At 65.5% G+C, this 25,789-nt stretch carries 22 protein-coding genes; 3 read left to right on the forward strand and 19 right to left on the reverse strand.

Features of this window, described 5'->3' with window-relative positions:
- Window positions 1-29: 29 nt before the first annotated feature.
- From nadE to GS424_RS16370, 8 genes are all read right to left on the reverse strand, one after another.
- Window positions 30-848 (reverse strand): NAD(+) synthase, encoded by an 819-nt coding sequence (gene nadE / locus GS424_RS16335; protein WP_160941063.1) that lies wholly within the window; start codon window positions 846-848, stop codon window positions 30-32.
- 4 nt (window positions 849-852) lie between these two features.
- Window positions 853-1,506, reverse strand: a complete 654-nt coding sequence (gene hypB, locus GS424_RS16340) for a hydrogenase nickel incorporation protein HypB (RefSeq protein ID WP_160941062.1) — start codon at window positions 1,504-1,506, stop codon at window positions 853-855.
- Window positions 1,507-1,508: 2 nt separating this feature from the next.
- Window positions 1,509-1,889, reverse strand: coding sequence for a hydrogenase maturation nickel metallochaperone HypA (gene hypA / locus GS424_RS16345; RefSeq protein WP_160941061.1), 381 nt, complete (start codon window positions 1,887-1,889; stop codon window positions 1,509-1,511).
- 161 nt (window positions 1,890-2,050) lie between these two features.
- Window positions 2,051-2,887, reverse strand: coding sequence for a twin-arginine translocase subunit TatC (gene tatC / locus GS424_RS16350; protein ID WP_154332369.1), 837 nt, complete (start codon window positions 2,885-2,887; stop codon window positions 2,051-2,053).
- A 3-nt stretch (window positions 2,888-2,890) separates the two neighbouring features.
- Window positions 2,891-3,685 carry a Sec-independent protein translocase subunit TatA/TatB gene (locus GS424_RS16355; protein ID WP_160941060.1) on the reverse strand — a complete coding sequence of 265 codons (795 nt, stop codon included), beginning with the start codon at window positions 3,683-3,685 and terminating at the stop codon, window positions 2,891-2,893.
- Between the two features lie 440 nt (window positions 3,686-4,125).
- The gene (locus tag GS424_RS16360) at window positions 4,126-4,326 is read right to left on the reverse strand and encodes a CASC3 protein CASC3 (protein ID WP_154332371.1); all 201 of its coding nucleotides are present in this window, start codon (window positions 4,324-4,326) and stop codon (window positions 4,126-4,128) included.
- Between the two features lie 3 nt (window positions 4,327-4,329).
- Window positions 4,330-5,685 carry an amidohydrolase family protein gene (locus GS424_RS16365; protein ID WP_160941059.1) on the reverse strand — a complete coding sequence of 452 codons (1,356 nt, stop codon included), beginning with the start codon at window positions 5,683-5,685 and terminating at the stop codon, window positions 4,330-4,332.
- Window positions 5,686-5,811: 126 nt separating this feature from the next.
- Complete coding sequence (locus tag GS424_RS16370; protein ID WP_160941058.1) at window positions 5,812-7,986, reverse strand: HelD family protein; 2,175 nt, start codon at window positions 7,984-7,986, stop codon at window positions 5,812-5,814.
- A gap of 140 nt (window positions 7,987-8,126) precedes the next feature.
- On the opposite strand from GS424_RS16370, the gene GS424_RS16375 reads away from it, so the two are divergent.
- On the forward strand, window positions 8,127-8,873 hold the full coding sequence (locus tag GS424_RS16375; RefSeq protein ID WP_160941057.1) for a class I SAM-dependent methyltransferase: 747 nt from the start codon (window positions 8,127-8,129) through the stop codon (window positions 8,871-8,873).
- Window positions 8,874-8,937: 64 nt separating this feature from the next.
- Here the strand turns inward: GS424_RS16375 and GS424_RS16380 are convergent, their stop codons facing one another.
- From GS424_RS16380 to GS424_RS16415, 8 genes are all read right to left on the reverse strand, one after another.
- Entirely contained in the window at window positions 8,938-9,303 is a 366-nt protein-coding gene (locus tag GS424_RS16380) for a hypothetical protein (RefSeq protein ID WP_160941056.1), read from the reverse strand.
- Window positions 9,297-9,806, reverse strand: coding sequence for a helix-turn-helix transcriptional regulator (locus GS424_RS16385; RefSeq protein WP_160941055.1), 510 nt, complete (start codon window positions 9,804-9,806; stop codon window positions 9,297-9,299). Before GS424_RS16385 ends, GS424_RS16380 begins: the two co-directional genes overlap by 7 nt.
- Before the next feature lie 159 nt (window positions 9,807-9,965).
- Window positions 9,966-10,673, reverse strand: a complete 708-nt coding sequence (locus GS424_RS16390; protein ID WP_154332379.1) for a response regulator — start codon at window positions 10,671-10,673, stop codon at window positions 9,966-9,968.
- A complete protein-coding gene (locus GS424_RS16395) occupies window positions 10,666-13,482 on the reverse strand; it encodes a sensor histidine kinase (protein ID WP_160941054.1) in 2,817 nt (938 codons plus the stop codon). Before GS424_RS16395 ends, GS424_RS16390 begins: the two co-directional genes overlap by 8 nt.
- 168 nt (window positions 13,483-13,650) lie before the next feature.
- Window positions 13,651-14,250: a potassium-transporting ATPase subunit KdpC gene (gene kdpC / locus GS424_RS16400; protein WP_160941053.1), complete on the reverse strand. Its 600-nt coding sequence runs from the start codon at window positions 14,248-14,250 to the stop codon at window positions 13,651-13,653.
- Between the two features lie 107 nt (window positions 14,251-14,357).
- Window positions 14,358-16,499 (reverse strand): potassium-transporting ATPase subunit KdpB, encoded by a 2,142-nt coding sequence (kdpB, locus tag GS424_RS16405; RefSeq protein ID WP_160941052.1) that lies wholly within the window; start codon window positions 16,497-16,499, stop codon window positions 14,358-14,360.
- A gap of 18 nt (window positions 16,500-16,517) precedes the next feature.
- Window positions 16,518-18,299: a potassium-transporting ATPase subunit KdpA gene (gene kdpA, locus GS424_RS16410; protein ID WP_160941051.1), complete on the reverse strand. Its 1,782-nt coding sequence runs from the start codon at window positions 18,297-18,299 to the stop codon at window positions 16,518-16,520.
- Between the two features lie 733 nt (window positions 18,300-19,032).
- Entirely contained in the window at window positions 19,033-19,923 is an 891-nt protein-coding gene (locus tag GS424_RS16415) for a LysR family transcriptional regulator (protein WP_160941050.1), read from the reverse strand.
- 224 nt (window positions 19,924-20,147) lie between these two features.
- Between GS424_RS16415 and GS424_RS16420 the strand changes: the two genes are divergently transcribed.
- Window positions 20,148-21,782, forward strand: a complete 1,635-nt coding sequence (locus tag GS424_RS16420) for an FAD-dependent oxidoreductase (RefSeq protein ID WP_160941049.1) — start codon at window positions 20,148-20,150, stop codon at window positions 21,780-21,782.
- 79 nt (window positions 21,783-21,861) lie between these two features.
- On the forward strand, window positions 21,862-22,107 hold the full coding sequence (locus tag GS424_RS16425; protein WP_160941048.1) for a helix-turn-helix domain-containing protein: 246 nt from the start codon (window positions 21,862-21,864) through the stop codon (window positions 22,105-22,107).
- A 23-nt stretch (window positions 22,108-22,130) separates the two neighbouring features.
- Here GS424_RS16425 and GS424_RS16430 read toward each other — a convergent pair whose 3' ends face one another.
- The 3 genes from GS424_RS16430 to tsaE form a co-directional block, all read right to left on the reverse strand.
- Window positions 22,131-22,454, reverse strand: coding sequence for a type II toxin-antitoxin system HicB family antitoxin (locus tag GS424_RS16430; RefSeq protein ID WP_160941047.1), 324 nt, complete (start codon window positions 22,452-22,454; stop codon window positions 22,131-22,133).
- 303 nt (window positions 22,455-22,757) lie between these two features.
- Complete coding sequence (tsaD, locus tag GS424_RS16435; protein WP_160941046.1) at window positions 22,758-25,190, reverse strand: tRNA (adenosine(37)-N6)-threonylcarbamoyltransferase complex transferase subunit TsaD; 2,433 nt, start codon at window positions 25,188-25,190, stop codon at window positions 22,758-22,760.
- The gene (tsaE, locus tag GS424_RS16440; RefSeq protein ID WP_154332384.1) at window positions 25,187-25,702 is read right to left on the reverse strand and encodes a tRNA (adenosine(37)-N6)-threonylcarbamoyltransferase complex ATPase subunit type 1 TsaE; all 516 of its coding nucleotides are present in this window, start codon (window positions 25,700-25,702) and stop codon (window positions 25,187-25,189) included. The genes tsaD and tsaE overlap by 4 nt, the downstream gene beginning before the upstream one ends.
- Between the last annotated feature and the right edge of the window lie 87 nt (window positions 25,703-25,789).

Raw genomic sequence — 25,789 nt, forward strand, 5'->3', positions numbered from 1 at the left:
CGGAAGACCTCCTTTACTCGGTTCGCTGGCTAGACGTAGAACGCCTCATCGGGGCTCGGGGGCTCGAGAGCGCGTTTGAAAGCCGTCGCGCGCACCGTTCGCAGCACGCGCTCGACGTCGGCGGCGTCGAACCCTTCGGCCGCGAGCGCCGTCGCGTCCAGCCCGCGCTCCACGTGCGCTTCCAATAGACGGTCGAGCGTGGCGTAGTCGATCCCCATGCTCTTCTCGTCCTCCTGCTCGGGCGACAGCTCGGCGCTGGGCGGCTTCGTGAACACGTGCTCGGGAATGGGAGGCGTCGTGCCCGCAGCTTCGGCCTGGTCGTTGCGCCAACGGGCCACCGCGAACACGTCGGTTTTGTACAGGCCGCCGATCGGCGCGAACGCGCCGGCCGTGTCGCCGTACAGCGTGGAATAGCCCATCATGGCCTCGCTCTTGTTGCCCGTGTTCACGAGCATCCACCCGTAGGCGTTCGACAGCGCCATGAGGCACACCATGCGGCAGCGCGCCTGCGTGTTCTCGGCCGCCAGCCCCTCGAGCTTGCCGCCGCACGCGTCGGCGAGCGCGGCCTCGAACGCCCGGTACGGTTCGGCGATGGACACCGTGCGCGGCTCGAGGCCCAGGTTCCGCGCCAGCTCGAGCGCGTCGTCCACCGAGTGCTCGGTGGAATACGGTCCCGGCATGAGCACGCCGTGGACGCGCTCGGCGCCGAGCGCGTCCACGCACATGACGGCCACGAGGCTCGAGTCCATGCCGCCGGACAAGCCGATCACGACGTCGGTGAACCCGGCGCCGTCCATGAAAGCCTCAAGCGCCTCGACGCAAAGGCGATACCGTTCGCTGTTCTCCATAGCGTTACTGGATAGCGCGGATGCGGTCGGCCAGCCATTCGGTCCAGGCTTCGACGCCGTCGCCCTTCGTGGCGGCGATCGGGAAGATGGGCGCCTGCGGGTTCAGCTGCGCGACCGCCTCGTCGAACGCCGCGCGGTCGAAGTTGAATACGGGCATGGTGTCCACCTTGTTGAGCACCACGGCCTCGGCCACCTGGAACACGCCGGGGTACTTGAGCGGCTTGTCGTCGCCCTCGGGCACGGACAGGATCATCACCTTGGCGTTCTCACCCAGGTCGAAATCGGTGGGGCACACGAGGTTGCCCACGTTCTCCACGATGATGAGGTCGAGGCGCTCCAGGTCGAGCACGTCCACGGCGCGCTTGATCATCGCGCTTTCGAGGTGGCACGCGCCGCCCGTGTTGATCTGCACGGCGGCGATGCCCTGGGCCTTGATCTTCTCGGCGTCCACGTTGCTGGCGATATCGCCCTCGATGACGGCGATGTTGAACTCGTCGCGCAGCGCGTCGATGGTGGCCAGGATGGTGGACGTCTTGCCCGAACCGGGGCTGGCCAGCAGGTCGAGCACGAACACGTGGTTGTCGGCGAAGCGCTGGCGCAGCTCGGAGGCGATCGCGTCGTTCTTCTGGAGGATCGGTTGCTTCAGATCGATTTGCATGGTTAGTCCTCGTTCTCCTCGTCATCGTCATCATCGTCGGGTATGTCGACTTCAATCGAGTCGATTTGCAGCTCGCGGCCGGCTATGAGCTCGGTGGCGAAGCTGTTGCATTCCGGGCACAGCATGTGGAACCGGTCGTGCTCGTATTCGGCACCGCATTCCAAGCAGCGACTCTTCGGTCGCACCATGGTGATCTCCAGCTCGGCGCCTTCGCAGAGCGTGCCTTCCGACAGGGCCTCGAACGCGAACATGAGCGCGTCCTCGATGGCCTCGGTCATCTCTCCCACCGACAGGCTCACCTTCAGCACGCGCGTGGCCCCGGCCTGCTGCGCCGACGCCGTCACCGCATCCATCACGCCCGTCATGATTCCCAATTCGTGCATGACGCTCCTTCGCGCTTGATCCACCTTGCATCGTTCGTGCCTATAGTAGCCGAAGAGCCGCGGCCGTGCAGGCATCGATGCGTCAACGGGTGCGAATGCTGCCCAGAAAACGCACAAGGCCCGCCGCTATGCGACGGGCCTTCGACAAGGTACGGTTCGGACTACTTGGCCTTCTTGGCCTTCGTCTTCTTGAGCGCCAGCTCCTCGGCACGCTCTTCGGCCTCTTCGGCATCGAGCTCTTCGGTCTGCTTCTTGATGCGCTTGCTCAACACGACGCGAGCGATCAACAGGCTGCCCTCGTACAGCACCAGCAGAGCGGCGAACATGAGCAGCATGGTGACCGGGGACGCGTCCGGCGTGGCCATGGCCGAGATGACCATGAGCACGACGTACACCGTACGCCAGCTGCCGCGCAGCTTCTTATACGGAACGACGTCGAAGATGACGAGGTAGAACACGATGAGCGGTAGCTCGAATGCGAAGCCGAAGCCCAGCTCGAACTTGATGATGGTGTCGATGTACGTCGACGCGCGCGGCACCACCTCGCCCAAGCCCGCGGCCTGGTCGGTCAGCCACTGGAACGCCGGGTCAAGGATGATCAGGTAGCAGAACACCGTGCCGAACACGAACAGCGCAACCGCCGCAGCGAACGTGGGGACGAACCACTTGCGCTCGCTGGGCTTGAGGGCCGGCAGGAAAAACGCGAGGATCTGCCAGAGAATGACGGGCGAGCAGGCCACGATCGAGGTCCAGATGGATATTTTGAAGCGCGTCGCGAACGCCTCGAACGGATCGAGCACGATCGTGCCCGACAGCAAGCCGTCAACGCCGTCCGGCAGGTACGGAGAAATAGGCTGGAGCAGAAATTGGCTGATAACGGGCGTGGCCATGTAGAACACAACCACGGCGATAGCGAGGCACGCGATGATGCGCACGAGACGCATGCGCAGCTCGCCCAGGTGATCGAATAGGGGCATTCGCGCCGGTCCGACGGGCATGGCTTATTCCCCCTTCTCGTTCGTGTTGGATTTGGGCGTCGCTTCGGCCGCCTTCTTGTTCGCAGCGCGCGTGGCCGCAGCCTTCTTCGCCGCCGCCGAGCGAGCCGCAGCCTTCTCGGCGTCGGTCTTGGCAGCGGGCTTGGAAGCGGCCGCAGCCTTCGCGGCCGTGGGTTTCGCGGCAGGCTTGGCTGCAGGCTTCGCGGCAGGTTTCGCGGCTGCGGGCTTGGCCGCGCTCTTCGCGGGCGCGGGAGAGGCCGCCGGCTTCTTGGCGGCGGGCTTCGTGCCGTAGAGCTCGTCGGGCGACGGCTTCGGCTTCGCGGCGGTCGCGGCAGGCTTCGCAGCCGGCTTCGTCTCCGCGGGCTTCGCCGCTTCCGGCTTGGCGAACGATCCGTCGGGCTTGGCGACCGGCTTGGCCGCAGCGGCCGTCGTCGCGGCGGCGGCAGTGGTCGCGGCAGCCTCGCCGCTTCCAGCCTTCTCGGCCTCGGCGGCCTTCTTGGCCGCGCGCTCCCTGTCGTACCTCGCCTTGCGCTCGGAGAAGCTCTCGGTCTTCTCCTCCTTGTCATCCTTGCCGATCTCGCCGACCTTCGACAGCGCCTCAAGCGGGTTCTTGAACGGCTCGTCGGACGTGGGGTCGTAGACCTCCGTCTTGATGACCTTGTTCATTTCCTCTTGAGCGCTCCGGAACTTGTTGATGGCTTTCCCCAGCGTCTTCGCCATAGCAGGCAACTTGTCGGGTCCGAAGATCAGAAACCCGAACAGCAGAATGAGGAATAGCTCGAATCCACCTATACCAAACAAAGCAAACCCCTTTGTGCGGTTACTCTTCTCTCGTTTCCGCGCCCCATGCGCGGCAACGATTTATAGTATCACAAACCTGCCCCCTGCACCCAAACGAGATAGCTCTACAGAAAAAGCATGACGAATGGGACAACGCTGCGCTCAACGAACACCGATTGGGGCGTACACCGTTTGATCTGGATCGGAAAAGCGGACCGCGCGCGCCCTTCGTGTCACAAAAATCACCGTTGTGAAGCCCCTCCCCCGGCGAGCGAGCGACATCGATGCCTGCGACCTGGTAAAACGACGGCTGCATGCCGATGCATCGCGAGCGCAAAGCGGCGGAAAGACTCAAAAGACGCCGAAATCGCTTCACAACGGTGATTTTTGTGACACGAAGCCTCGTTTTAGCGGCGACACGCCCTCCGCGAAAGCGGAGGGCGTGTCGCGGGTCGGCTCCTTTACGAGCCGTTCCCGAGAAAGGCGAGCGCCACCGTGGGGATGCCGAGCGCCAACACGAGGATGACGCACACGACGATGGTGAAGATCTTCTTCGTGCGCGCCGCCGCCTCGCGACGCTCTTTCTCCTTGCGCTCGCGCTCCTGTGCGGCACGGACGCGTTCGCTCTTCTGCTGAGCCGTCAACTTCTGGTTCGTTCCCATGGATTACAACCTCAACTTACCGCGGATCTCGATGACGCGGGCGATGTTCTTCGCAACTTCGACGCCCACGTTCCACTTGTTCTTCTCGTACAGCGCGACCCCGTTCACCATCGTCATGAGGATGTCGGCACCGCTGCAGGTGTTCACGACGGCCGACACCGGATCGGTGGTGGGCGTCTGGTGCGAACCGGACAGGTCCACGGCGATGATGTCGGCCAGTTTGCCCACGTCGAGCGAGCCGATCTTGTCGTCCAGCCTGAGCGCGCGGGCGCCGCCGATGGTGGCCATCTCCAGCATGGTGGCCGAGTCCAGGAACTCGCCCACGTTCACCGCGCGCTGCACCAGCATGCCGATGCGCATCTCGGTGAGCATGTCGGTGGAGTCGGTCGCGGCGGGCGAGTCGGTGCCCATCCCCAAGCGCAGGCCGGCGCGCATGAACTCGTTGATGGGCGCCACGCCCATGCCCAGCTGCGCGTTGCAGCGCGGGCACACGGCCACGGCCACGTCGTACTCTTTCAGCTTCTGCACGTCCTTGTCGTCCACGTGCACGCAGTGGATGGCCAGCACGTTGTCGGACTCGAACGCGCCCCAGTTCAGGGCGTAGCGCACGGGCGTCGTGCCGGTGGGCAGCCACGGCGGAATCTCGACGAAACCGCGCTTCTGGTCCATCGTGTGCACCGAGAACGGCGACGAGCCGTACTTGATGAAGTTGTATTCCTCGCGGTTGCCGGCCATGTGCATGGCCACGGGCACGTTCTCGCGACGCGCGAACTCCGACACCTTCGTGAACACGGAGGGGTGGCACGCGTACATGGCCGCGGGGGCCACGCCGATGGTGATGCGGTCGCCGTCCACCTCTTCGCGCCAGTGCATGATGTCGTTCTCCGCGATGCGCATGGCGTAGTCGACGCGGCGCTTGTCCATGGCGCCCACTTCGCGGTAGATGACGCTGCGCATGCCCAGCTTCTGCGTGGCGGTGCAGGCGGCGCCGGTGGTGGTGATGTCGGCGACGCAGGTGATGCCGCTCGACAGCGCCTCGAGGCCTCCGAGGATGGCGGAATCGTACCAATCGCCCACGTCCATCTTGGCGCTTTTCTCCAGCATGGACGTGATCCAGGTGGTGTACGGCACGTCGTGCACGATGCCGCGCATGACGGAGTTCTCGAGATGCGTGTGCAGGTCGACAAGGCCCGGCATGAGCGCCGCCTGGCCGAAGTCCGCCACTTCTTCGTCGGGATAGCGCAGCTTGAGCATCTCGGCCGTGCCGATGTCGCGGATGACGCCGTCGCGGATCAGCACCGCGCCGTTCTGGAACGGCTCGGACGTGATGGGAAGAATGTATTGTGCGCACAAAAGCATGTCTGTCCCGCCAATCTCTTAGAATAATCGCATGATGCGTATCATAGCATTCCCTGTCCCCTCTGCGGCAAACGCACACAGGGGAATCGGCAGCCGTACGCACGGAATCGCCCCGAAGGGGCGGCGTCAGGAGCGGTCGGCCAGCAGCGGCGTGACCTCGCCTTGCGCGAGCAGCGTGATGGTGCGCGTGGCGCGCGAGATGGTGGTGTACAGGCGGCGGCGCGACAGCGGGTCGTCCGGGAACGTCTGCGCGCTGGCGTCGGGGACGATGACGTGGTCGAACTCCAACCCCTTCGCCAAGCGCAGCGGCACGAGCACCACGCCGCGCGCCGGCAGCGTCGCGGACGCGTCGATGAGCGCGGGGGCCGCATCGCCCAACGCTTTCTGCAGCTGCTTGGCCTGGTGCTTCTGGGGCACTATCACCGCGGTCAGCCCGTCGTTTTCGGAGGCTTCCGCGATGGTGCGGCGCAGCGCGCGGTCGTATTCGTCGCGGTCGGCGTACGCGCGGATCACCGGCGCGGTGTCGGCGCGCTGGATGGACGAGATGCGCAGGCGCTCCTCGGAGCTGAGCAGGCTGGCGAACAGCTGCGTGATCTCGGGCGTTGAGCGGTAGCTGGTCATGAGACGGCATTCCTCCAGCGGGCCGCGCGCCTTCTGGAACAGCGCGCGCACCTCGTCGAAGGTGGCCGTGCCCGGCGCGATGGCCTGGTTCCCGTCGCCCAGCAACAGGAAGTGGGCGCGCTTGAAGTAGCGCGCGAGCACGGCCAATTGAGCCACCGTGTAGTCCTGCACCTCGTCGATCATCACGTACTTCGCGCTCGGGTTGCCGAGGCCCGTGAGCGCCATCTTGAGGTAGAGCCATTCCACCGGCACAAGGTTCTCCACGCCCAGCAGGCGCATGCCGATGCGATCGATGCGCAGCCAGTCGTCGTTCTCCACCGCGCGGCGCGCAGACGCGAAGCGGGCGTCCACGTACTGCTGCCCCATGGCGCGCACCTGGGTTTCGTCGTGCGGGTCGAACGTTTCGTGGAACAGGTCGACCTGCTCGTCGGGAGCGAGTTCCGCGATCTCGTCGAGCACCTTCTCCGACGATGCCAGCTGCTTGAGGCGGCTTTCCAGGCGTTCCAGCAGCTCCTCGCGCATGAGCGTGACGAGATGCGGGCCGGCGGGGATGTTCTTGAACTTCGCGGCCACCTGGAGGATCTGGCCGACGGTGACCAGGCGCTCGCCGTTGATGCGAAGCTCCTTGAAATCGTGCTGGTCGAACGTGAACGTGGCGCAGGCGGCGTCGATGCGCTCGAACGTGTCGAGGGACGCGGGCGCCTGCCCGCCGGTGCGGTCGGGCGGCATGAGCCCCTGCAGGAACTCGTCCCAGGTGAGGCATTCGGGGTTGCGCTCGCCCAGGTCGGGCAGCACGCCTTCGATGTAGTGCTCGAACACGGGGTTCGGCGTGATGAGGAACACCTCGCTGGGGTCGAGACTCTCGCGCTGCTGGTAGAACAGGTAGGCGATGCGCTGCATGAGCACGGACGTCTTCCCGCTGCCGGCGATGCCGCTCACGAGCAGGGTCGGGACGTCCTCGTGGCGGATGACGAGGTTCTGCTCCTTCTGGATGGTGGCGGTGATGGCCTTCATCTGCGCCGTGCGCTGCTTCGTCAGCGAGGCCAGCAGCATGGCGTCCTGGATGGCGACGCTCGTGTCGAAGTAGGCGTTCAGCCGGTCGGCCTCGATGTCGAACTGACGACGCAGCTTGAGGTCCACGTGGATGGTGCGCCCGTTGGCCTCGTAGGACGTGGGGCCGTTCTCCTGGTTGTAGTACACCTCGGCCACCGGCGAGCGCCAGTCCACCACGAGACGGCGGTACGCGTCGTCGGAGATGCCGGCCGTGCCGATGTAGAGCTCCTTGGGCTCCTGGCCGGGCTTGAGCTGCATGACCACCTTCGCGAAGTAGGGCTGCCTGAGCAGCACCTGAATGCTCGTGAGCTTCTCGGCGTCGACGGTTTGCGCGAGGTTGTACGCATCGATCACCCGATTCACCGTGGCGAAGTCGGCGTAGGTTTCCATGGCGTCGGCGTAGCTGGCGAGGTTCACCGTCAGCTCGTCCATCATCGCCAGCTTGTCGGCGGCGGCGTCCTTGCTGTTCCGCTCCATCTTCGCCAGCAGGTCGCGGCCCATGGTCTGCAGCGTGGCGTACGTCTCGCTCAGGTGGCGCTGCTCCGCCTCGAACACCGGGTCGGACTCGGGATTGAGCTCGGGGCTGGGTTCGGGGCTGGCCGCGGGATCTGTGTGCTCGTGTTCCAAAAGTGCTCCTCTGTCTCCTTCGTGGGTTCGGGAGATTATACGCTCGGCCCGTGGAAAAAAGGAGCCTGTTCTTGGCAGGTTCCTTTCCTGTATAATAAGGTTACACCTTCCAATCTTTCCTGATTAACGGAGCATCACCTGTGAGCATCGATACCGCTACCGGCAAGGAAGCGCCCGCGGACATTTCGTCCGAACGCGTGAAAGACATCTTCTCCTCCATCGCCAAGAAATACGAGCGGTTCAACGCCGTGTCGAGCTTCGGCGCCTACAAGGCGTGGTTGGCCGGCATGATGCGCCAGGCGCCCATCGGCGCGCACGCGGACGTGCTCGACATCGCGGGCGGCACGGGCGATGTAACGTTCACCGTGGCACACGCCAAGCACCCCCGCCATATCCAGTGCACCGACCTCGTGAACGAAATGCTCGACGTGGCGCGCATGCACTACGCGGACGGCAAGGCCGAGGGCGTGCCGGTGGACTTCGAGGTGGTGGATGCGCAGCACATCCCGTACGGCGATTGCTCGTACGACGCCATCACCATGGCGTACGGCATCCGCAACATGCCCGAGCGCGACCAAGCGCTGTCCGAGATGTTTCGCGTGCTGAAGCCCGGCGGCGCGCTCGTGTGCCTGGAGTTTTCCACGCCGCCGAACACCGTGTGGCGCGCGCTGTACGGCTTCTACCTCAAGCACCTCATCCCCTTCTGGGGCGGGCTCATCACGGGCGACCGCGAGGGCTTCGTGTACCTGTCGCGCTCCATCAAGGCGTTCCCCGATCAGCAGGGGCTGGCGACCATGATGGAGAAGGCCGGCTTCGAGAACGTGACCTGGAAGAACTACACAGGTGGCATCGCCGCCGTGCACGTCGCGACGAAGCCGGCAGCGTAGGAGAGCCGCAGTTCGCCGCATGGAACCCGCGGCACACCGGGAAGCCGGGAACAAAGCGCAGGGGCTATCCGGTGATTTCCGCTACGGACTTGATGTCGGCTACGCGGAACAGACGTTGCGTGGCGCCCTTGGCGCCGAAGGGAGCGGGGCACTCGATGAGCACCCACTCGTCGTCGGAGTCGAGGACGATGCCACGGCCCTCCGTCGATGGTGAATTGTCGGCGAAGATGCGTCCCGGCGCCCACAAGGTGAAGGCGCATGCGCGACCATGCTGCTCGCGCAGCTGCTCGGCGACGAACACAGCGTTTCCCTTCTGCTCTCGATCGAAACGATCTGAGAAACTTTCCTTCGAAGACGAATCCTTCTTGGGCAGTCGGCTGAGCACGAATCCGAGCTGTACGACGATGATGGCCAGCAGCAGCTCTAGCATAAGACCGCCCCCTCGTCATCGTTCGGCCACGCGAGTACGCTGTCGATCAAGTCGATATCGATGAGTCGCACTGCCGTCTCTCTCTTCGACCAGGGTGCATCGAGCCTTAGCGCATGCTCAACACGAAGCCAATCGTCGCCGACATTCAGCACACGCACTTTCTCCGGCATCGAAACCGATTTGACGAGTAAGATCACGTCATCGGTGGAACGGTAGCAGATGCGGCAGCGCTTTCCTTCGAGGTGCTTGAGGACGTGCAGATCGCGCGGCTCCCTCGTGACGCGATCGGGGTCGGCCATCACGACTTCCACGTCGTCGGCCACGAGGTCGTCCAGGCTCACGCCGTACAGCCGCGCAAGCTCGCTCGCCTTGTCGAGCGCCGGCGCGCCCTGGTCGCATTCCCAATTCGAGACGGTCTGGCGCGTCACGCCCAGCGCGGCGGCCACCTGCTGCTGGCTCATCCCCCGCTTCTTCCGCAGCTTCATCAGTTTCTCGCCCACCATGCCGTTTCCTTCCGCAGCGGTTTCATCACAATCATTCTCGCTGATCAGAGGTGCGGATTGAAGCAAATATTCCCGGCATTTCGGCAAATTCGTTTGGCGGGCGGGGTTGCGCGGCGCAGGAAAGCGCAGAGGATGCCCGGGCTCGCGAAAGAACGCGCCTTACTCTACGCGCATCATGCGGTAGCCTACTCCTACGTGGGTTTGGATGTAGCGGGGGTTCGCGGGGTCGGGCTCGATCTTCTTGCGGAGCGTGGCCATGAACACGCGCAGCGACGAGCGGTCGGACGCGAGCGCGCTGCCCCACACTTCCTTGAGCACGTAGTTGTGCGTGAGCACCTTGCCGGTGTTGCGCGCGAGCAGGCACAGCAGTTTGTACTCGATAGGCGTGAGGTGGATCTCCTCGCCGTCGCGGTGCACGCACGCGGCCGCGAAGTCGATGCTCAGACCACCGTTCTCGTACACCGCGTCGTCGGCCTGGCCGCGCATGGCGCGCTCGCGGTCGAGCCGGCGCAGCGCCACGCGCACGCGTGCGAGCAGCTCTTCGACGGAGAACGGCTTCACGAGGTAGTCGTCGGCGCCGGCGTCGAGCGCTTCCACCTTGTCGGCGTCCTCCAGCCGCGCCGACAGCACGATGACCGGCAGCGCCGACCATTCCCGCAGCGTGCGGATGACCTCCACGCCATCGCGGTCGGGCAGCCCCAGGTCGAGCACCACCAGGTCGGGCGGTTGGGTGGACAGCTCGAGCAGCGCCTGGTTGGCCGTCTTGGCCTCCTGGCAGGCGTACCCGTGCAGGTTGAGCGTCGTCGTCACGAGACGCCGCACCGCCGTGTCGTCTTCCACCACCAGTATCCTGTAGCCATCAGCCATGGCGCTCCTCCGTCGTGGACGCTTCGGACTCGTTCATGCGCTCGGCAATCACGTCGTCGGCCTGCACGGCGGGCAGCATGAACCAGAACTCGCTGCCGTGCGGCTCGACGTTGCGCACCTCCAGCACGCCGCCGTGCACGTCGACGATGGAATGGCACAGCGGCAACCCGAGGCCCAAGCCGCGCTTGAAGTCGCCGCTCTTGTCGCCGCGTTTGCCGGTGGAACCATTGTAGAACAGGTCGAACAGATGCGTGCGTTCCTCCTCAGAAATGCCGGGGCCCTCATCCGACACGCCGATGCGCACGCGCGGCCCCTCGCCGCCGCTCGCCGCCACCGCACGGGCCGACACGACGATGCGCCCGTCGGGCGGCGTGTAGGACACGGCGTTGTTCACGAGGTTGATGATCACCTGGATGATCAGGCGCGCGTCCATCTGGGCCATGAGCAGCTCGTCGTCCAGCAGCACGTCGATGCGGCGCTGCTCGGCGCGCCGATCCGTATGCTGCAGCGCCTCGCGCACCACTTCGCCCACCAACTCGGGCTGACGGGCGATCTGCAGCGTGCCGTTGTCGATGCGCGTGATGGACAGCAGGTTCTCCACGAGCGTGACCAGCCAGCACGCGTCGTCGTGAATGTCGCGGTACAGGCGCTCCTTCTGCTCCTCGCTGAGCGCGCCGCCTTCGTGCAGCAGCACGTCCGCGTCGCCGGAAATGCTGGTGAGGGGCGTACGCAGGTCGTGCGAGATGGTGCGCAGCAGGTTCGAGCGCAGCGTCTCCTTCTCCACGCGCACGGCCATGTGGCGGCGCTCGCGCTCGAGGCTGATCTGCTCGGCGGCCTGGCCGCACTCGTCCAGCACCATGAGCAGCAGGTTCTTCTCGAAGCCGCCGAAATCCTCGTCGTCGGCGCCGTCCACCACGAGGCCCGCCACGCCGTACACGGCATCCTTCGCCCTGATGGGCAGGTAGAGGCAGCGCGCGTCGGCCAACGTCTCGGTGGTGGCGCCCGCGCGCTCGTTGTTCGAGGCCACCCACGCCGCGACGCCCGCTTCGCCCGGCGACACGAGCGCCGCCGACGAGCCGTCGCCCACGGTGCCCGGCACGTCGTACACCTCGGGCGCGCCCAGCACGCCGTCGTGCAGCCGGTACATCACCACGGGCCGGTTCAACAGCTTGATGATCTGCTGCGCCGCCAGGCGGAAGCACGTGTCCACGTCGGGCGCCGCCTGCAGCTTCCGGCTGGATTCCAGCAGCACCTCGGTGCGGTACGCACGGCGCGTGGTGCTGATGGCCTGGCGCTTCATGCGCACGGCCAGCGACGAGGCCGCCAGCGTGCCCAGCAGCAGGAAGCCGAAGATGAACGGGTAGTTCAGCCCGTAGGCGTTGAAGGTGAAGCGCGGCGTGGTGAAGAAGAAGTTGTACGCCAGCATGCTGCCGAGCGACGCGATGAGCCCGTAGAAGAACCCGTCGGCCTTCGTGGCCACGAACAGCACCACGAGCAGGTACAGCATGAGGATGACCGACGACGACAGCCCGATGGCGTACACGCCCATGCCGAGTGCCGTGGCGATGCCCACGGCCGCCAGCGCCTTCCACACGTCGCCCGTTGTGGGGCGCAGGCCGGCGGCCTCGCGCAGGCGTCCGTACTGCACCGGCAGGTCGCGCACCGGAACCACGTTCACCACCGCGCCGTGCACGTGGCGCATGAGCCGGTTCGCCAGCCCCTCGCGGCCGAGCGCCAGCGAGCGCAGCCCCATCGTGCTGCCCACCACGATGTGCGCGATGCCCGCCGTCTCGGCATACTGCGCGATCTGCTGGGCGATGTCCTCGCCGTACAGCGTGACCACGTGCGCGCCCAACTCCTCGGCAAGGTCGGTGTTGGCGCGCAGGCGGCCGCGCACCTCGCCCTCCACCCGCTTGTCGCGCGACGTTTCCACGATGAGCGCCGTGAGCGCGCCGTGGTAGGCCTCCGCCATGTTCGCCGCTTCGCGGATGGCCTTCACGTTGCCCGCATCGGCCGTGACGTACACGAGCACGTCTTCGCCCACCTCGAAGTGGCGGCCGGCCTCCACGCATTCGCCCTTGCGCGTGAGGCGGTCGGCCATGCGGCGCAGCGAGATCTCGCGCAGCGCCGCCAGGTTCTTGCGCGAGAAGAAGTTGGCCAGCGCCGTGTTCGCGCGCTCGGGCAGGTATATCTTGCCCGCCTCCAGGCGCTCGATGAGGTCGTCGGGCTCGATGTCGACGAGCTCGACGGACGCGGCCTGGTCGAACAGCCGGTCGGGAATGCGCTCGGCCACGCTGACGTGCGTGATGGCGGCGATCTTGTCGTTGAGCCCCTCGAGATGCTGCACGTTGACGGTGGTGAACACGTTGATGCCGGCGCGCAGCAGCTCCTCCACGTCCTGGTAGCGCTTCTTGTGACGGCCGCCCGGGGCGTTCGTGTGGGCCAGCTCGTCCACGAGCATGATCTGCGGGCGGCGTTCCAAGGCGGCATCGAGATCGAACTCCCTCAGCGTGATGCCGCGATGGCGCAGCTCGCGCGGGGGAATCTGCTCGAGCCCGTCGACGAGCGCCATCGTCTCGACGCGCGTGTGCGGCTCCACGTATCCCACCACCACGTCGTAGCCCTTCGCCAACACCTCATGGGCCTCCGTGAGCATGGCGTACGTCTTGCCGACGCCCGCTGCATAACCGAAGAATATCTTGAGCTTGCCGCGCGTGTCGCCCTCGGTGGCCTCGGCTTCCTCGATTTGCCGCAGGATGGCATCGGGATCGCGCCGGGCGTCGAAGCCGTCGCACCTCGTATCGGTCATGATCGTCCTTTCCTTTCGCGCCGCTCATCATAGCACGCACCATTCCTCGTCGGTTGTCGAGCGGATCACGGGTTGGCGCAGTGAGCCAGCGAGGGGCTCCCTTCGGGGACTTGCTTCGCGGCGCGGCTGTCGGCCCGTTCCGGCGGCCGTCAGACCGCCGGAACCCTGCTACAGCACGCCGTCGAGCATGAGGTTCACTTTCAGCACGTTCACGCGCGCCTGGCCCAACACGCCGAACTGGGGCTGCTCGGTGCACTGCTCGATGATGTCGCGAACCTCCTCCGTGCTCTTGCCCGTGTTCTTCGCGAGGCGATCCACCTGGTACTCGGCGGCGGCCGGCGAGATGTGCGGGTCGAGGCCGCTGCCGGAGCACGTCACGAGGTCGCTCGGGATGGCGCGGTCGCCCTTCTCCGGGTGCGCCTCGCGGATCTTCTCCACGCGCTCGGCCACGAGCTGGTCGAACTCGTCGCTGGCCGGGCTCAGGTTCGAGGGACCGTACCACATCACGGGGTTGCCCGCATCGTCGGTGAACGTGCTGACGTTCGCGTTCGTGGGACGCCCCCACATATGATCGTCGTCCGAGAACTCCTGACCCACCACCGTGCTGCCGTACTTCACGCCGTCCACTTCGATGATGGACCCATTCGCCTGCTGGGGAAACAGCAGCTGCGCGATGCCCGTGGTAACCGCCGTGTACAGCACGCCGCACAGCAGCGTCATCGCCACGAAGAACAGCGCTGCGCTCCCCCAGGTCTTAAACTTGCTCATTACGGTTCGCTTCCTTTCGATAGTAGCTCCGCCGGCGGGCGGCCGCTTGTGCCCGGCCGCCCGCGCTTTCGTCCTGCGAGTTGGCTCGCCGGACCCGTGAAAAAGGGCTACACGCCGATGGCCACCAACGCCATGTCCAACAGTTTGATGGCCACGAACGGCAGCACCACGCCGCCCACGCCGTACACCACGAGGTTGCGGGTGAGCAGGCTCTGCGCCGTGCCCTCGCGGTACTTCACGCCCTTGAGCGCCAGCGGGATCAGCGCCACGATGATCAGCGCGTTGTAGATGATGGCCGCCAGGATGGCCGACGACGGGCTGCCCAGCTGCATGATGTTGAGCGCCTCGAGCTGCGGGTACAGCGGCACGAACAGCGCCGGGATGATGGCGAAGTACTTGGCCACGTCGTTCGCGATGGAGAACGTGGTCAGGCTGCCGCGCGTCATGAGCAGCTGCTTGCCGATACGCACGATGTCGATGAGCTTCGTCGGGCTGGAGTCGAGGTCCACCATGTTGCCGGCTTCCTTCGCCGCCTGGGTGCCGCTGTTCATGGCCACGGCCACGTCGGCCTGCGCGAGCGCGGGCGCGTCGTTCGTGCCGTCGCCCGTCATGGCCACCATGTGGCCCTCGGCCTGGTACCCGCGGATGGCGGCCAGCTTCGTCTCGGGCGTCGCCTCGGCGATGAAGTCGTCCACGCCGGCCTCGGCCGCGATGGCCGCCGCCGTCATGGGGTTGTCGCCCGTGATCATGACGGTTTTGATGCCCATGGTGCGCAGGTCGGAGAAGTTCTCCTTGATGCCCTGCTTCACGATGTCCTTCAGATGCACGACGCCCAGAATACGATGATCGCGAGCAACGAGCAGCGGAGTGCCACCTGCGCGCGAGACATCCTCAACGATGCCGGCGCACTGAGCGCTGTACGTGCCGCCGTGCGACTCCACATAACTCTTGACGGCATCGGCCGCCCCCTTCCGAATCTCATGGCCGCCGAAGTCGACGCCGCTCATGCGCGTCTGCGCCGTGAACGGGATGGACTCCATGCCCGACCCCTCCAGCTCGCGAGCGCGGATGTCGAACAGCTCCTTCGCCAGCACCACGATACTGCGGCCCTCGGGCGTCTCGTCGGTGAGGCTGGCCAGCTGCGCCGCATCGGCCACGTCGCGCTCCGACGCGCCGTCCACCGGGATGAACGCGGCGGCCTGGCGGTTGCCCAGCGTGATGGTGCCCGTCTTGTCGAGCAGCAGCACGTCCACGTCGCCCGCGGCCTCCACGGCTCGGCCGCTCATGGCCAGCACGTTCGCCTGGTTGAGGCGGCTCATACCGGCGATGCCGATGGCCGACAGCAACGCGCCGATGGTGGTGGGCGCCAGGCACACGAACAGCGCGATGAGCGAGGTGAGCGTCGTCGGGTTCGCCGCGCCCTCCTGCCCGGCCGTGAACGCGCTGAACGGGAACAGCGCCACGGCCACGATGAGGAACACGATGGTCAGCGCCACGAGCAGGATCTCGAGGGCGATCTCGTTCGGCGTCTTCTTGCGCGAGGCCGATTCCACCATCGCGATCATCTGGTCGAGGAAGCTGTGGCCCGCATCGGCCGTCACCTCCACCACCAGCCAGTCGGACAGCACCGTGGTGCCGCCGGTCACGGCCGAGCGATCGCCACCCGACTCGCGGATGACCGGGGCAGACTCGCCCGTGATGGCGCTCTCGTCCACCGAGGCCGCGCCCAGGACGATCTCGCCGTCGGCGGGAATCTGCTCGCCCGCCGCCACGAAGAACAGGTCCTTCTTCTTGAGCAGCGCCGAGCTCACCTCGCTCGCGTTCAGGCGGAAGAACTCGGCCGGGTCGTCGAGATGCATGCCCTTGGCCAGCTGGCCCTGGTTGATCTTGTGCGCATCCACGTCCCGCTTGGCGGCGCGCAGCGAGTCGGCCTGCGCCTTGCCGCGGCCCTCGGCCAACGCTTCCGCGAAGTTCGAGAACAGCACGGTGAGCCACAGCACCACCGAGATGGCCAGCACGAACGCCGGATGCGAGTCCGTCACGCCGAACAGCGCCAGCACGAACAGCCCCAGCGTGAGGATGGCCGAGAGGTACACCATGAGCATGACGGGGTTCTTCGCCTGCTCGCGGGGATCGAGCTTCGCGAAGGCGTCGCGCACCGCGCGCTTCGCGAGCGCGTTCATGGCGCCGTCGTTCCGATTGCCGCGGGGGCTGCGAGCGCCCGCGTCTTCCCAAGTTGTTGTAGTCATAGCTCCATTCACCTTGCCTTACCCGAGCACCATCTGAAGATGCTCGGCAATGGGACCCAGCGCAAGCGCGGGGAACATCGTGAGCGCACCCACCAGCAGCACGATAACGATCAGCAGGAACACGAACATGGTGTTGCAGGTGGACAGCGTTCCTGCGCTCGTCGCCACCTTCGAGCGCTTCGCCAAGCCGCCGGCCAGCACGAGTGCCGCCGCCAGCGGAATGAAGCGGTTCACCAGCATCTCGACGCCCAACACCACGTTGATCATGGGCGTGTTCGCGCTGAGGCCCGCGAACGCCGAGCCGTTGTTGCCGCCCGCCGAGATGGCCGCGTACAGCACTTCCGAGAATCCGTGCGCGCCCGAGTTGGTGAGGCTGTCGACCGTGGCGGGGTCGAGGCACATGACGGCTGCGCCCACGAGGATGACGAGCGGCGTGGTGACGCACAGGATCACCGCCATGCGCATCTCCTTCGGCCCGATCTTCTTGCCGAGATACTCCGGCGTGCGTCCCACCATGAGGCCGGCGATGAACACCGTGAGCAGCACGAACCCGAGCAGCGAGTACAGGCCGCAGCCCACGCCGCCGAACACCACTTCGCCGAGCGCCATGAGAATCATGGGCACCATGCCGCCGAGGGGCGTGAAGCTGTCGTGCATCGAGTTCACCGCGCCGTTCGAAGCGGCGGTGGTGAACGCCGCCCACAGCGACGAGTCCGTCACGCCGAAGCGCGTTTCCTTGCCTTCCATGTTGCCGCCCGACTGATCGGACGTGCCCATGTACACCGCGCCGTCCTGCGCGAGTTGCGGCGTGCCCACCTGCTCGAAGTACGCGATGGCCACGAGGCCCGCCAGCAGCAGGATGAACAGGGCCGCGAACAGGGCGCGCCCTTGCCGCCGGTCGTTCACGAAACGGCCGAAGCTGAACACGAGCGACACGGGGATGAGCAGCAGCGATATGCACTGGATGAGGTTCGTCAGCGGCGTGGGGTTCTCAAGCGGGCTGGCGGAGTTCACGCCGTTGTAGCCGCCGCCGTTCGTGCCGAGCTGCTTGATGGCAACCTGGCTGGCCTGCGGCCCCAGGGGGATGGCCTCCTGCGTGACGATCTGCTCGGCCGCGGGGTCGTCGGCGCTCACGATGTCGCCGTCGGCCGTGACGCCCACCGGCTCCACCAGCTGCACCGTCTCGTAGGGCGAGAGGTTCTGGGGCGAGCCCTGCGCGACATCGACGATAGCCACCACCAACGACAGCGGCAGCAGCACGAACAGCACCGCGCGCGTCACGTCTTTCCAGAAGTTGCCCAAACCGGACGCGTTCTCGGCGACGATGCCGCGGAACAGCGCGAACAACACGGCGATGCCCACGGCCGGCGTGACGAAGTTCTGCACGGTCAGGCCGATGGCCTGCGAGAAGTAGCTGAGCGCCGCCTCGCCGCTGTAGGCCTGCCAGTTCGTGTTCGTCACGAAGCTGACGGCGGTGTTGAACGCGAGGTCCCAGCTGAGGCCGGACATGCCCTCCGGGTTGCCGGGCAGCACGCCCTGCAGCATGAGGATGGCGAACAGCCCCACGAGCGAGATGGCCGAAAATGCGAGCGCGCTCACCAGGTAGCGCTTCCAGCCCATGTCTTCCTGACGATTGACGCGGATGCCGCGGTAGATGAGGTTCTCCACCGGATTGAGCACGCGCGACAGCACGGCCACCCGCTCGCCCGCCATCACTCGGTTGATATACGCGGACAGCGGAATGGCGAGGGCCACCAGCAGCGCGAGGTAGATTGCGTACTCGAACACTTCACCCGTCATCGTTCATCACCCCCTCGCAGAAGCACGGAGAAGAGGTAGAGAGCAACGACGATGCTCAAACCCCCAACGATCCCGGTTACGATACTCATCATGATCCTTCCTTACGAGTTGCCTGGCGTGGCGGCGCGTACGGGAGCGCCGCCACGAACCCAGCATAAGAAGAACCGCATGAGCGCGACGTAAAGATGGAAGCCCGCGTGTTAAGGAAGGATTAAGATGCGGGGGCGGAGCGCGCGATCACGCCCTCGAGCAAATGCTTTGACTCCCTATTTGGCGCATAATCGCCGGATCGTGCCCTGCACCCCCGCTTCCGGCCGGGGCTTCGGCCGGGGACGTCCGCGCCGGCGCGATTCCGCCCTCCATGTGCAGCGAAATTCGATTTCTGGTAATCGAGACCCCCGGCCTTCCGTCGCGGAAAACTCCGACCTGGGGCTTCGCCGTCCGAAACCGCGATGCCGGCATCCTGCGAGGCCGAAACCCGGGGATGGGCTACCAAAAGTCGAATTTCGCTGCACGCAGAGGGGCTTGGAGCGACGCGGAAGGGCGCTCGCGCGCCGAACACGTCGCCGGGAAGGGCGGCCCATTGGGCATTATGCGCCAAATAGGGAATCAGCACGGATGTTTCACGTGAAACATCCGAGAGAGACGCTCACTTTCCCTCCCCATGTCCCTTTGCGTCGTGTAAACGTAACGCAAAGGGACATGGGGCACGGGGAGAAGCGGGGGAAGGACTCTACGCCATGAACGCTTCGACGAGGGCGTGAACGTTCGGATTGGGATCGTCGGCCCGGTAGGCCACCATTTGATCGAGCACGAGCGGACGGCCGTCCAGCTCATCGAACAACACGACGTCGTCGCGATCGGTGAGCGCCTCGGTGTTGATGCCGCAGTACGCGACAGCGTCGCCAATATCCACGTAGCGAAGCGCGAGCGGGCTCGCCACGGGAATCATGCGAAACGTCAGATCGAGATCGTCTCCGAACAAGCGAAGCGCCTGCGCAACCATGAAATCGTACCATTTGCTGCTGGTGATGGCCACCGCGACGCCGCGCAGGTCTTCCCTCCGCAGCTTGGTGAGCGATGCGAGCGGATGGTCTTTCTTCATGCAAATGCGAATGCGATCCTCGCCCACCTGAGCCGTCGCGATGCCCCGTCGCTCAGCATCGGCGGCAAGACAAGGCGAAAAGGAGAAATCGTAGCATGTGCTGATGTCGACGATTTCCTTATCGAGCTCGGCCAGAGGAGCAAGCGAATCGATGGAGAGCTCGATGAGCTCGAAGGGAATACCGGCCGCACGCGCCAGCAAATCGGGCAGGAAGGGGATAACGCCAGTGGTCTTGATGCGCACTGCCGGGTAGCTTTTCACGAGCTCGTCGCAGGCGCGCACCGCTTCGTCGTAGCTGGCAAGCGCCGTCTGCACACCAGCGAGAAATCGCTGCCCTGCGGGCGTGAGTTCCGTGCCGCGCTTCCGGTCGACCAACTGAAAACCTAGCTCCTTCTCCAAATTGGCAATGTGCACGCTCATGGCAGGTTGCGACAAATGCAGCTCCAATGCTGCAGCGCTGAAGCTCTGGCATTTGGCGAATACGACGAATTCCCGCAGCGTTTCAAGTCTCATGTGCATGCCCCCGAACGAGTTCCTCCCTTCGCGCCGCACGACGCTCGTTCATTCTAACACGCCGTACTTCTATCGAAAAACGCTGATCAATCACGTATCACAAAACGTAATGCCCGCTTTCCGGCTTTCTATTCCCGCTTCGAAAAGCGGTATTTCACCTATTGACCGAGATCTTCCTATACTCGCGGCATGCCGAAAGGCATCAAGGCAATCGCAGGAAAGGGATGATCATGGAACTGACGCGTAGGAACTTCCTCCTGGGTGCCGCCGCACTTGGCAGCACGCTGGGACTCGGGACGCTTGCAGGCTGCTCGGACGGTGCGGCAAGCGTGGCGGACAGCGGTACCTGGGACAAAGAGGCCGACCTCGTAGTGGTGGGCGGCGGCACGGGGCAGGCCGCTGCCATCGCCGGAGCCGCCGCAGGCATGAGCGTGATCCTGCTTGAGGCGCGCAACATGGTGGGCGGCGCGATGGCGTTCTCGGGCGGCAACGCTTGGCTCGCGAACACGGAATACTCGAACGCGAACGGCGACAGCTACGATTTCTCCAAGACCTACCTCGACCACATGCAAATGGGCATGGATAACGAAGAGCTGGTGGTGGCGTACCTTAACAATACGCAGAAAGTGATCGACACGCTCACCGCAAACGGCGTGAACATCCAACCGTTGCCTCGCAACGGCCAATACCAGCCGAACTGGGAAGGCGCGGACGTGATCGGGCGCAGCTGCCAGGTGATGGGCGACAACGACGGCGCCGACGTTTCGGAAGCAGGCGGCGCGCGATTGAACAGCTCGCTTTCCGCCGCATGCAGCCAGTTGGGCGTCGAGGTGCTCACTAATACCCGTGGACGTCGTCTAGTCACGAACCGCTCCGATGCCGATGCCGTCCCTCGCGTTATCGGCATCGTCGCTGACGGTAAAAAGGGTGAAGTACGCATCAAGGCGAACAAAGGCGTCATCCTGGCAACGGGCGGTTTCGAGTGGAACGAAAAACTGGTGGAGAAGTACGTGCGCGTGCCGCTGAAGTACGGCCTCTCGTGGCCCGAGAACATCGGAGACGGCCTGCTCATGGCGCAGTCGGTAGGTGCCGACCTCTGCCTTATGCCCCACACGTTCGGCATGCCGTGTTTCCAAGCGCACGGCGAATACGCACGCGAAAACGGGCAGATTATGTCCATGGCGGGCAACGCGGCGCGCAGCAATCCCGGATCGATCATCGTCGATCGGAACGGACGTCGCTTCTGCCGCGAAGACTCTTCCTACATGTCCATCAACAACACCTTCGGCGGCTACAACAACTTCGGCGACGAGGGCTACACGGCCGATCCTGCCTGGTGGATATGCGATCAGCTTTGCTATGACCAGAACGGCGGGCCTACAGGCACGTGCGCATCGTGGGGATATCCGGTGCCCGAGATTCCCGAGGATGACTACGTGTTCAAGGCAGACACGCTTGAGGAGCTCGGCACGCTTATCGGCGTCAATGCCGAGCAGCTTGTGCGTACTGTCGACGAGTACAACCTCCATGCGAAAGACGGCGAGGATCCACTGTTCCACCGTGGAGAAGTGGGAACCGCCGGGCAGCCCGCCTTCGATCTTCAGGTCATGGAGCAGCCGCCGTACTATGCGGTGGCCATCAGCGCCGGATGCTGCGGCACCATCGGCGGGCCTCAGCTTAATGGGAATGCTCAGGTCATGCACGTGAGCAACGAGCCTATCGAAGGCCTGTATGCTATGGGCAACTGCGCCGGAGTAGGCGGCCCCGGCCCCTCGTACGGCGGCGAGGGCGGCACTATCGGCCCCGCTTTCACCTTCGGCGTCATTGCCGTCAACCACATGGCGGAACAGGGACAGAACGCGTAACTCTCACTCTCGACCTATGCCGTCGGCACCCCCTCCCGCCGGCGGCATATCGGCCCCTTGTGCCAGAGAAAGGACCGGCATGGCTCCCAAACGCGAAACGGCACCTAGCGCGATCCCAGCTTGTCCCACTCGCCATCTCACACCTCGAGAGCTCGAAGTGGCGTACCTGCTGCTCACGGGGATGACGACACGCGATATCGCGCTACAGCTTGATATTTCGAACAATACGCTCAAGTCGCACTTGAAAAACATGTTCGCCAAATTCGACGCCCACTCCCAACGCCAGCTTGTCTGCCGCCTCTACGGGGCTTCATCAACGACGTAGCGAGCGGTGCAAAAGAGCGAGGCTCACGATAGACGGGCGGATATCAGCCGGTTGAGGGACACCCTCTCTTCGGCGGCCTCTATTGCGAGCCTGCGATGAAGCTCGGGAGGAATACGCACTTGGAATTTGCCCGAATACCCTCTACTTGCTATCGGAGCAGGGGGTATTTCGCCCGATGCGATCATGTCAGCCACAACCTCGCAGGCGAGGGATCGAATTCCCGACAGGGCTTCCTCGGGCTTCTCGGCAAGCCAAGAAAGCGATGGTAGCTCGGCCACTGTGCCAACGTATTCGCCGTCTTCCTCGGACCATATCACCCGATACGCATACTTTTTCGCATCGCTCACGTCACATCGCCCCCTTAAATAAGCATCGCATACACACGCAAAATCGGAGAATGCCACGTCTCGGGGATTGCGGTGCGTGGCTTCTATGAGACGATCCTATGCATGATACATGCATCGTTATTAGTACTACACAACAAGGCGAGCAAATGATATTCATGAAGAAGCGCCCCTTTCGATCTTCCGAGACGTTCCGGACCGAAGGGGGCGCTTGCACGCGTTTCATCATTAACGAACGGATGTTTCACGTGAAACATCCGCAGGGAGATCGCGCGCGACGGGAAGGGAGGCTGGCGCACCCCTTCCCTAGTACGCCTCGTCTAGGTTGGCGTGGGCTTGGGCGTCGGCTTCGAGGGGGAAGAACTTGCCCTGGTTGTGGCGGTCGAGGGCCACGAGCGCGATCATGCCGGCGTTGTCGCCGCAGGCGCTCATGGGCGGCAGGGTCAGCCGCACGCGCAAGCGCTCGCACAGCTGCTGGTAAGCGTCGCGCAGCACGGGGTTCGCGGCCACGCCGCCGCCGAGGCAGAACGTGCGCGCGCCCGTTTGCCGCAGCGCCATCTCGGCCTTCCTCACCTGCACGTCCACCACGGCCTGCTGGAAACTGGCAGCGATGTCGGGCACGTTGAGCTCGCGCCCGGCGGCGCGCTCGTTGTTGATGTAGGTGACCACCGCGGTTTTCAGCCCCGACAGCGAGAAGCGCAGGTCGCCCGAGTGCATCATGGCGCGCGGGAACGGGATGGCCGACGGGTCGCCCAGTGCGGCTTGCTTCGAGATGACGGGGCCGCCCGGATAGCCCAGGCCCAGCGCCTTCGCCACCTTGTCGAACGCCTCGCCCACCGCGTCGTCAATGGTGGCTCCCAGCGTTTCGTAGTCGCCCCAGCCTTTCATGTGCACGAGCAGCGTGTTGCCTCCCGACACGAGCGACACCACCGCGGGGGGTTCGAAGTCGGGCGCGCCGATCTTGTTGGCGTACAGGTGGCCCTCGAGGTGGTTGACGCCGATGAACGGCAGGTCGGCCGCCCAGGCCGCGCCTTTCGCGAAGGCGACGCCCACCACGAGCGCGCCCACGAGCCCCGGCGCGTACGTCACGGCCACGGAATCGAGATCACGCCAGGTGAGACGCTCCACCCCGAGCGCGGCAGCCGCCACGTCGAAACACTCGTCGCACACGCCGCAGATGGCCTCGATGTGCTTGCGGCTGGCGATCTCGGGCACCACGCCGCCGAAACGCGCGTGGAAGTCGATCTGCGAGGCCACGACGTCGGCGATGAGCGTGCCGTTGCCGTCGACGACGGCGGCCGCCGTCTCGTCGCAGGACGATTCGATGGCGAGGATGAGGGGGCGAGCCGCGGACGCCTCGCCCATCGCGTCGTGCACGTGCAGCTCCATGCCGGCCACGTCGTGCAAGCCCTGCGGCAGGGGACCCTCCATGATGACGGCGTCCTCGCCGTCGGAATAGTAGCGCGGGCGCACGCCGAGCGCAGCCAAGCCGAGCGCGGCGTACAGCGCCTGCGCGCCGGCGTTGCCCGCGCGCACCTCGAGCGAGCAGCTTGACGCGCCCAGGTCGCGCGCGTCGGCCGCCACGCGGGCCAGCAGCCCGCGCGCGATGCCGCGACGGCGCATGGCCGGGTCGACGCCCACCTTGAGGATCTGCACCTGCCCGTCGACGATCCACCCGCCGGCGTAGCCTGCGAGCGCCTCCCCCTCGTAAGCCGCCCACCATACGCGGTCGGGGCGGGGGAGCTCGTCGGCGACGAGGGCTTCGTTCCAGGCGTCCGAACCCATGACCTGCGACTCCAGCGCCGCAACCGCAGCCGCGTGGGCGGCATCGAGCGGCTTGTACGTGATGCCGCGCTCGTCGGGCTGCGCGTTCAGGATGGCGGTGTCGTGCATGGTGGCGCGTTGGTCGGCCCGCTTCGCCACGTCCTGCACGCCGGTCATGAGGTTCTTCGGATCGTTCTTCGCCAGGCGGATGCGCTCGTTCTCCTCCGCGTCCGACAGCCGCGTGTACACGGGCAGCGCGAACGCGGGATCGTGGCGGCGCGCGTCGAACGGGTCCGCCTCGCCGGCTCGCCACGCCGCCTGCAGCGCCAGCAGCAGCCCGCGCCCTGTCGGCGTCCACAGCTCGGGCGCCAGCGTCGCGCCGCACGCCGCGAACAGCTCGGCGTACTTGCGCAGCGCATCGCCCGTCACCTGCAGCGACGCCTCATCGGCGGCCAACTCTTCGGCGGCAAGCTCGGCCTTCACCACGCGGTCGGCCTCGAGTCGCTCGATTCCCTCGTCGCCCAGCAGGTAGCGCACCGGGTACACTTCCTTGCGCATGGCGTCGGCCACCACGGCCAACGGCCCGCGCTCGCCCGCCGCCCACGCGTTCCACGCCACCGCATCGAGCGACGACACGCCCACCAGCGCCACCTCGAGCGCCGACGCGACGCCCTTCGCCGTGGCCATCGCGATGCGCACACCCGTGAACGAGCCCGGGCCGCGCCCCACCGTCACGCACGCGATATCCTCGCGCGCCACGCCGTGCGCGGTCAGCGCCTCGTCGATGCGCGGCAACAGCTGCGTGTTCGACGCGCGACGCGCCTCCACCTCGACGGACGCCACCACCTCGACCGCCTGCGACGACGCGCGCAGCACGCCCAGGCCGATCGCGATGATTTCGTTGGCAGTATCGAATGCGAGCACGTATCGTGCCCGATCAGACGCGCCCTCAGGACGCGAGTTCAATTCGCTCACGCATTTCCTCCCGCGCACTTCATGAGCCGCGACTTAGAATCCTTCGCCCATACGAACAGCAGCCTGCGCGCGCGGTCGCCGTAGGCATGCGCCGTGACAGCGCGGTTGCCCGCGTCGTCCACGCGCAGCGACAGCTCGAGATAGCCGTACGGCAACGCCTCGGGGAACTTCTCGCCCCACTCGATGAACGACGCGCCGTCGCCGTCGATGGTCTCGTAATAGCCGATGTCCTCGAGCTCGTCCGCCTCCTCGAGACGGTACAGGTCGAAGTGATACAGCGGCAGCAAGCCGGCCGGATACGTCAGCAGGATGTTGAACGTGGGGCTGGTCACCTGATCGCGCACGCCGAGGCCCGCCGCGACGCCCTGCACGAACTGCGTCTTGCCCGCTCCCAGGTCGCCCGACAGCACGATGACGTCGCCCGCCTGCAAGTAGGGCGCAAGCGTGGCCGCCAGCTGTTTCGTCGCTTCGGACGAGGTCGTTTTGCGCGTGTATGTCAGTCCGTTTGCCATGCTCCGTATCATACGCCAACGCCCCTGCGCGAACCAGCCCTCCCGAATATCACCGCATTCGGCGGACGCCCTCCGCACGAGGCGTTC

The sequence above is a fragment of the Eggerthella guodeyinii genome (assembly GCF_009834925.2).
GTDB lineage: Bacteria > Actinomycetota > Coriobacteriia > Coriobacteriales > Eggerthellaceae > Eggerthella > Eggerthella guodeyinii.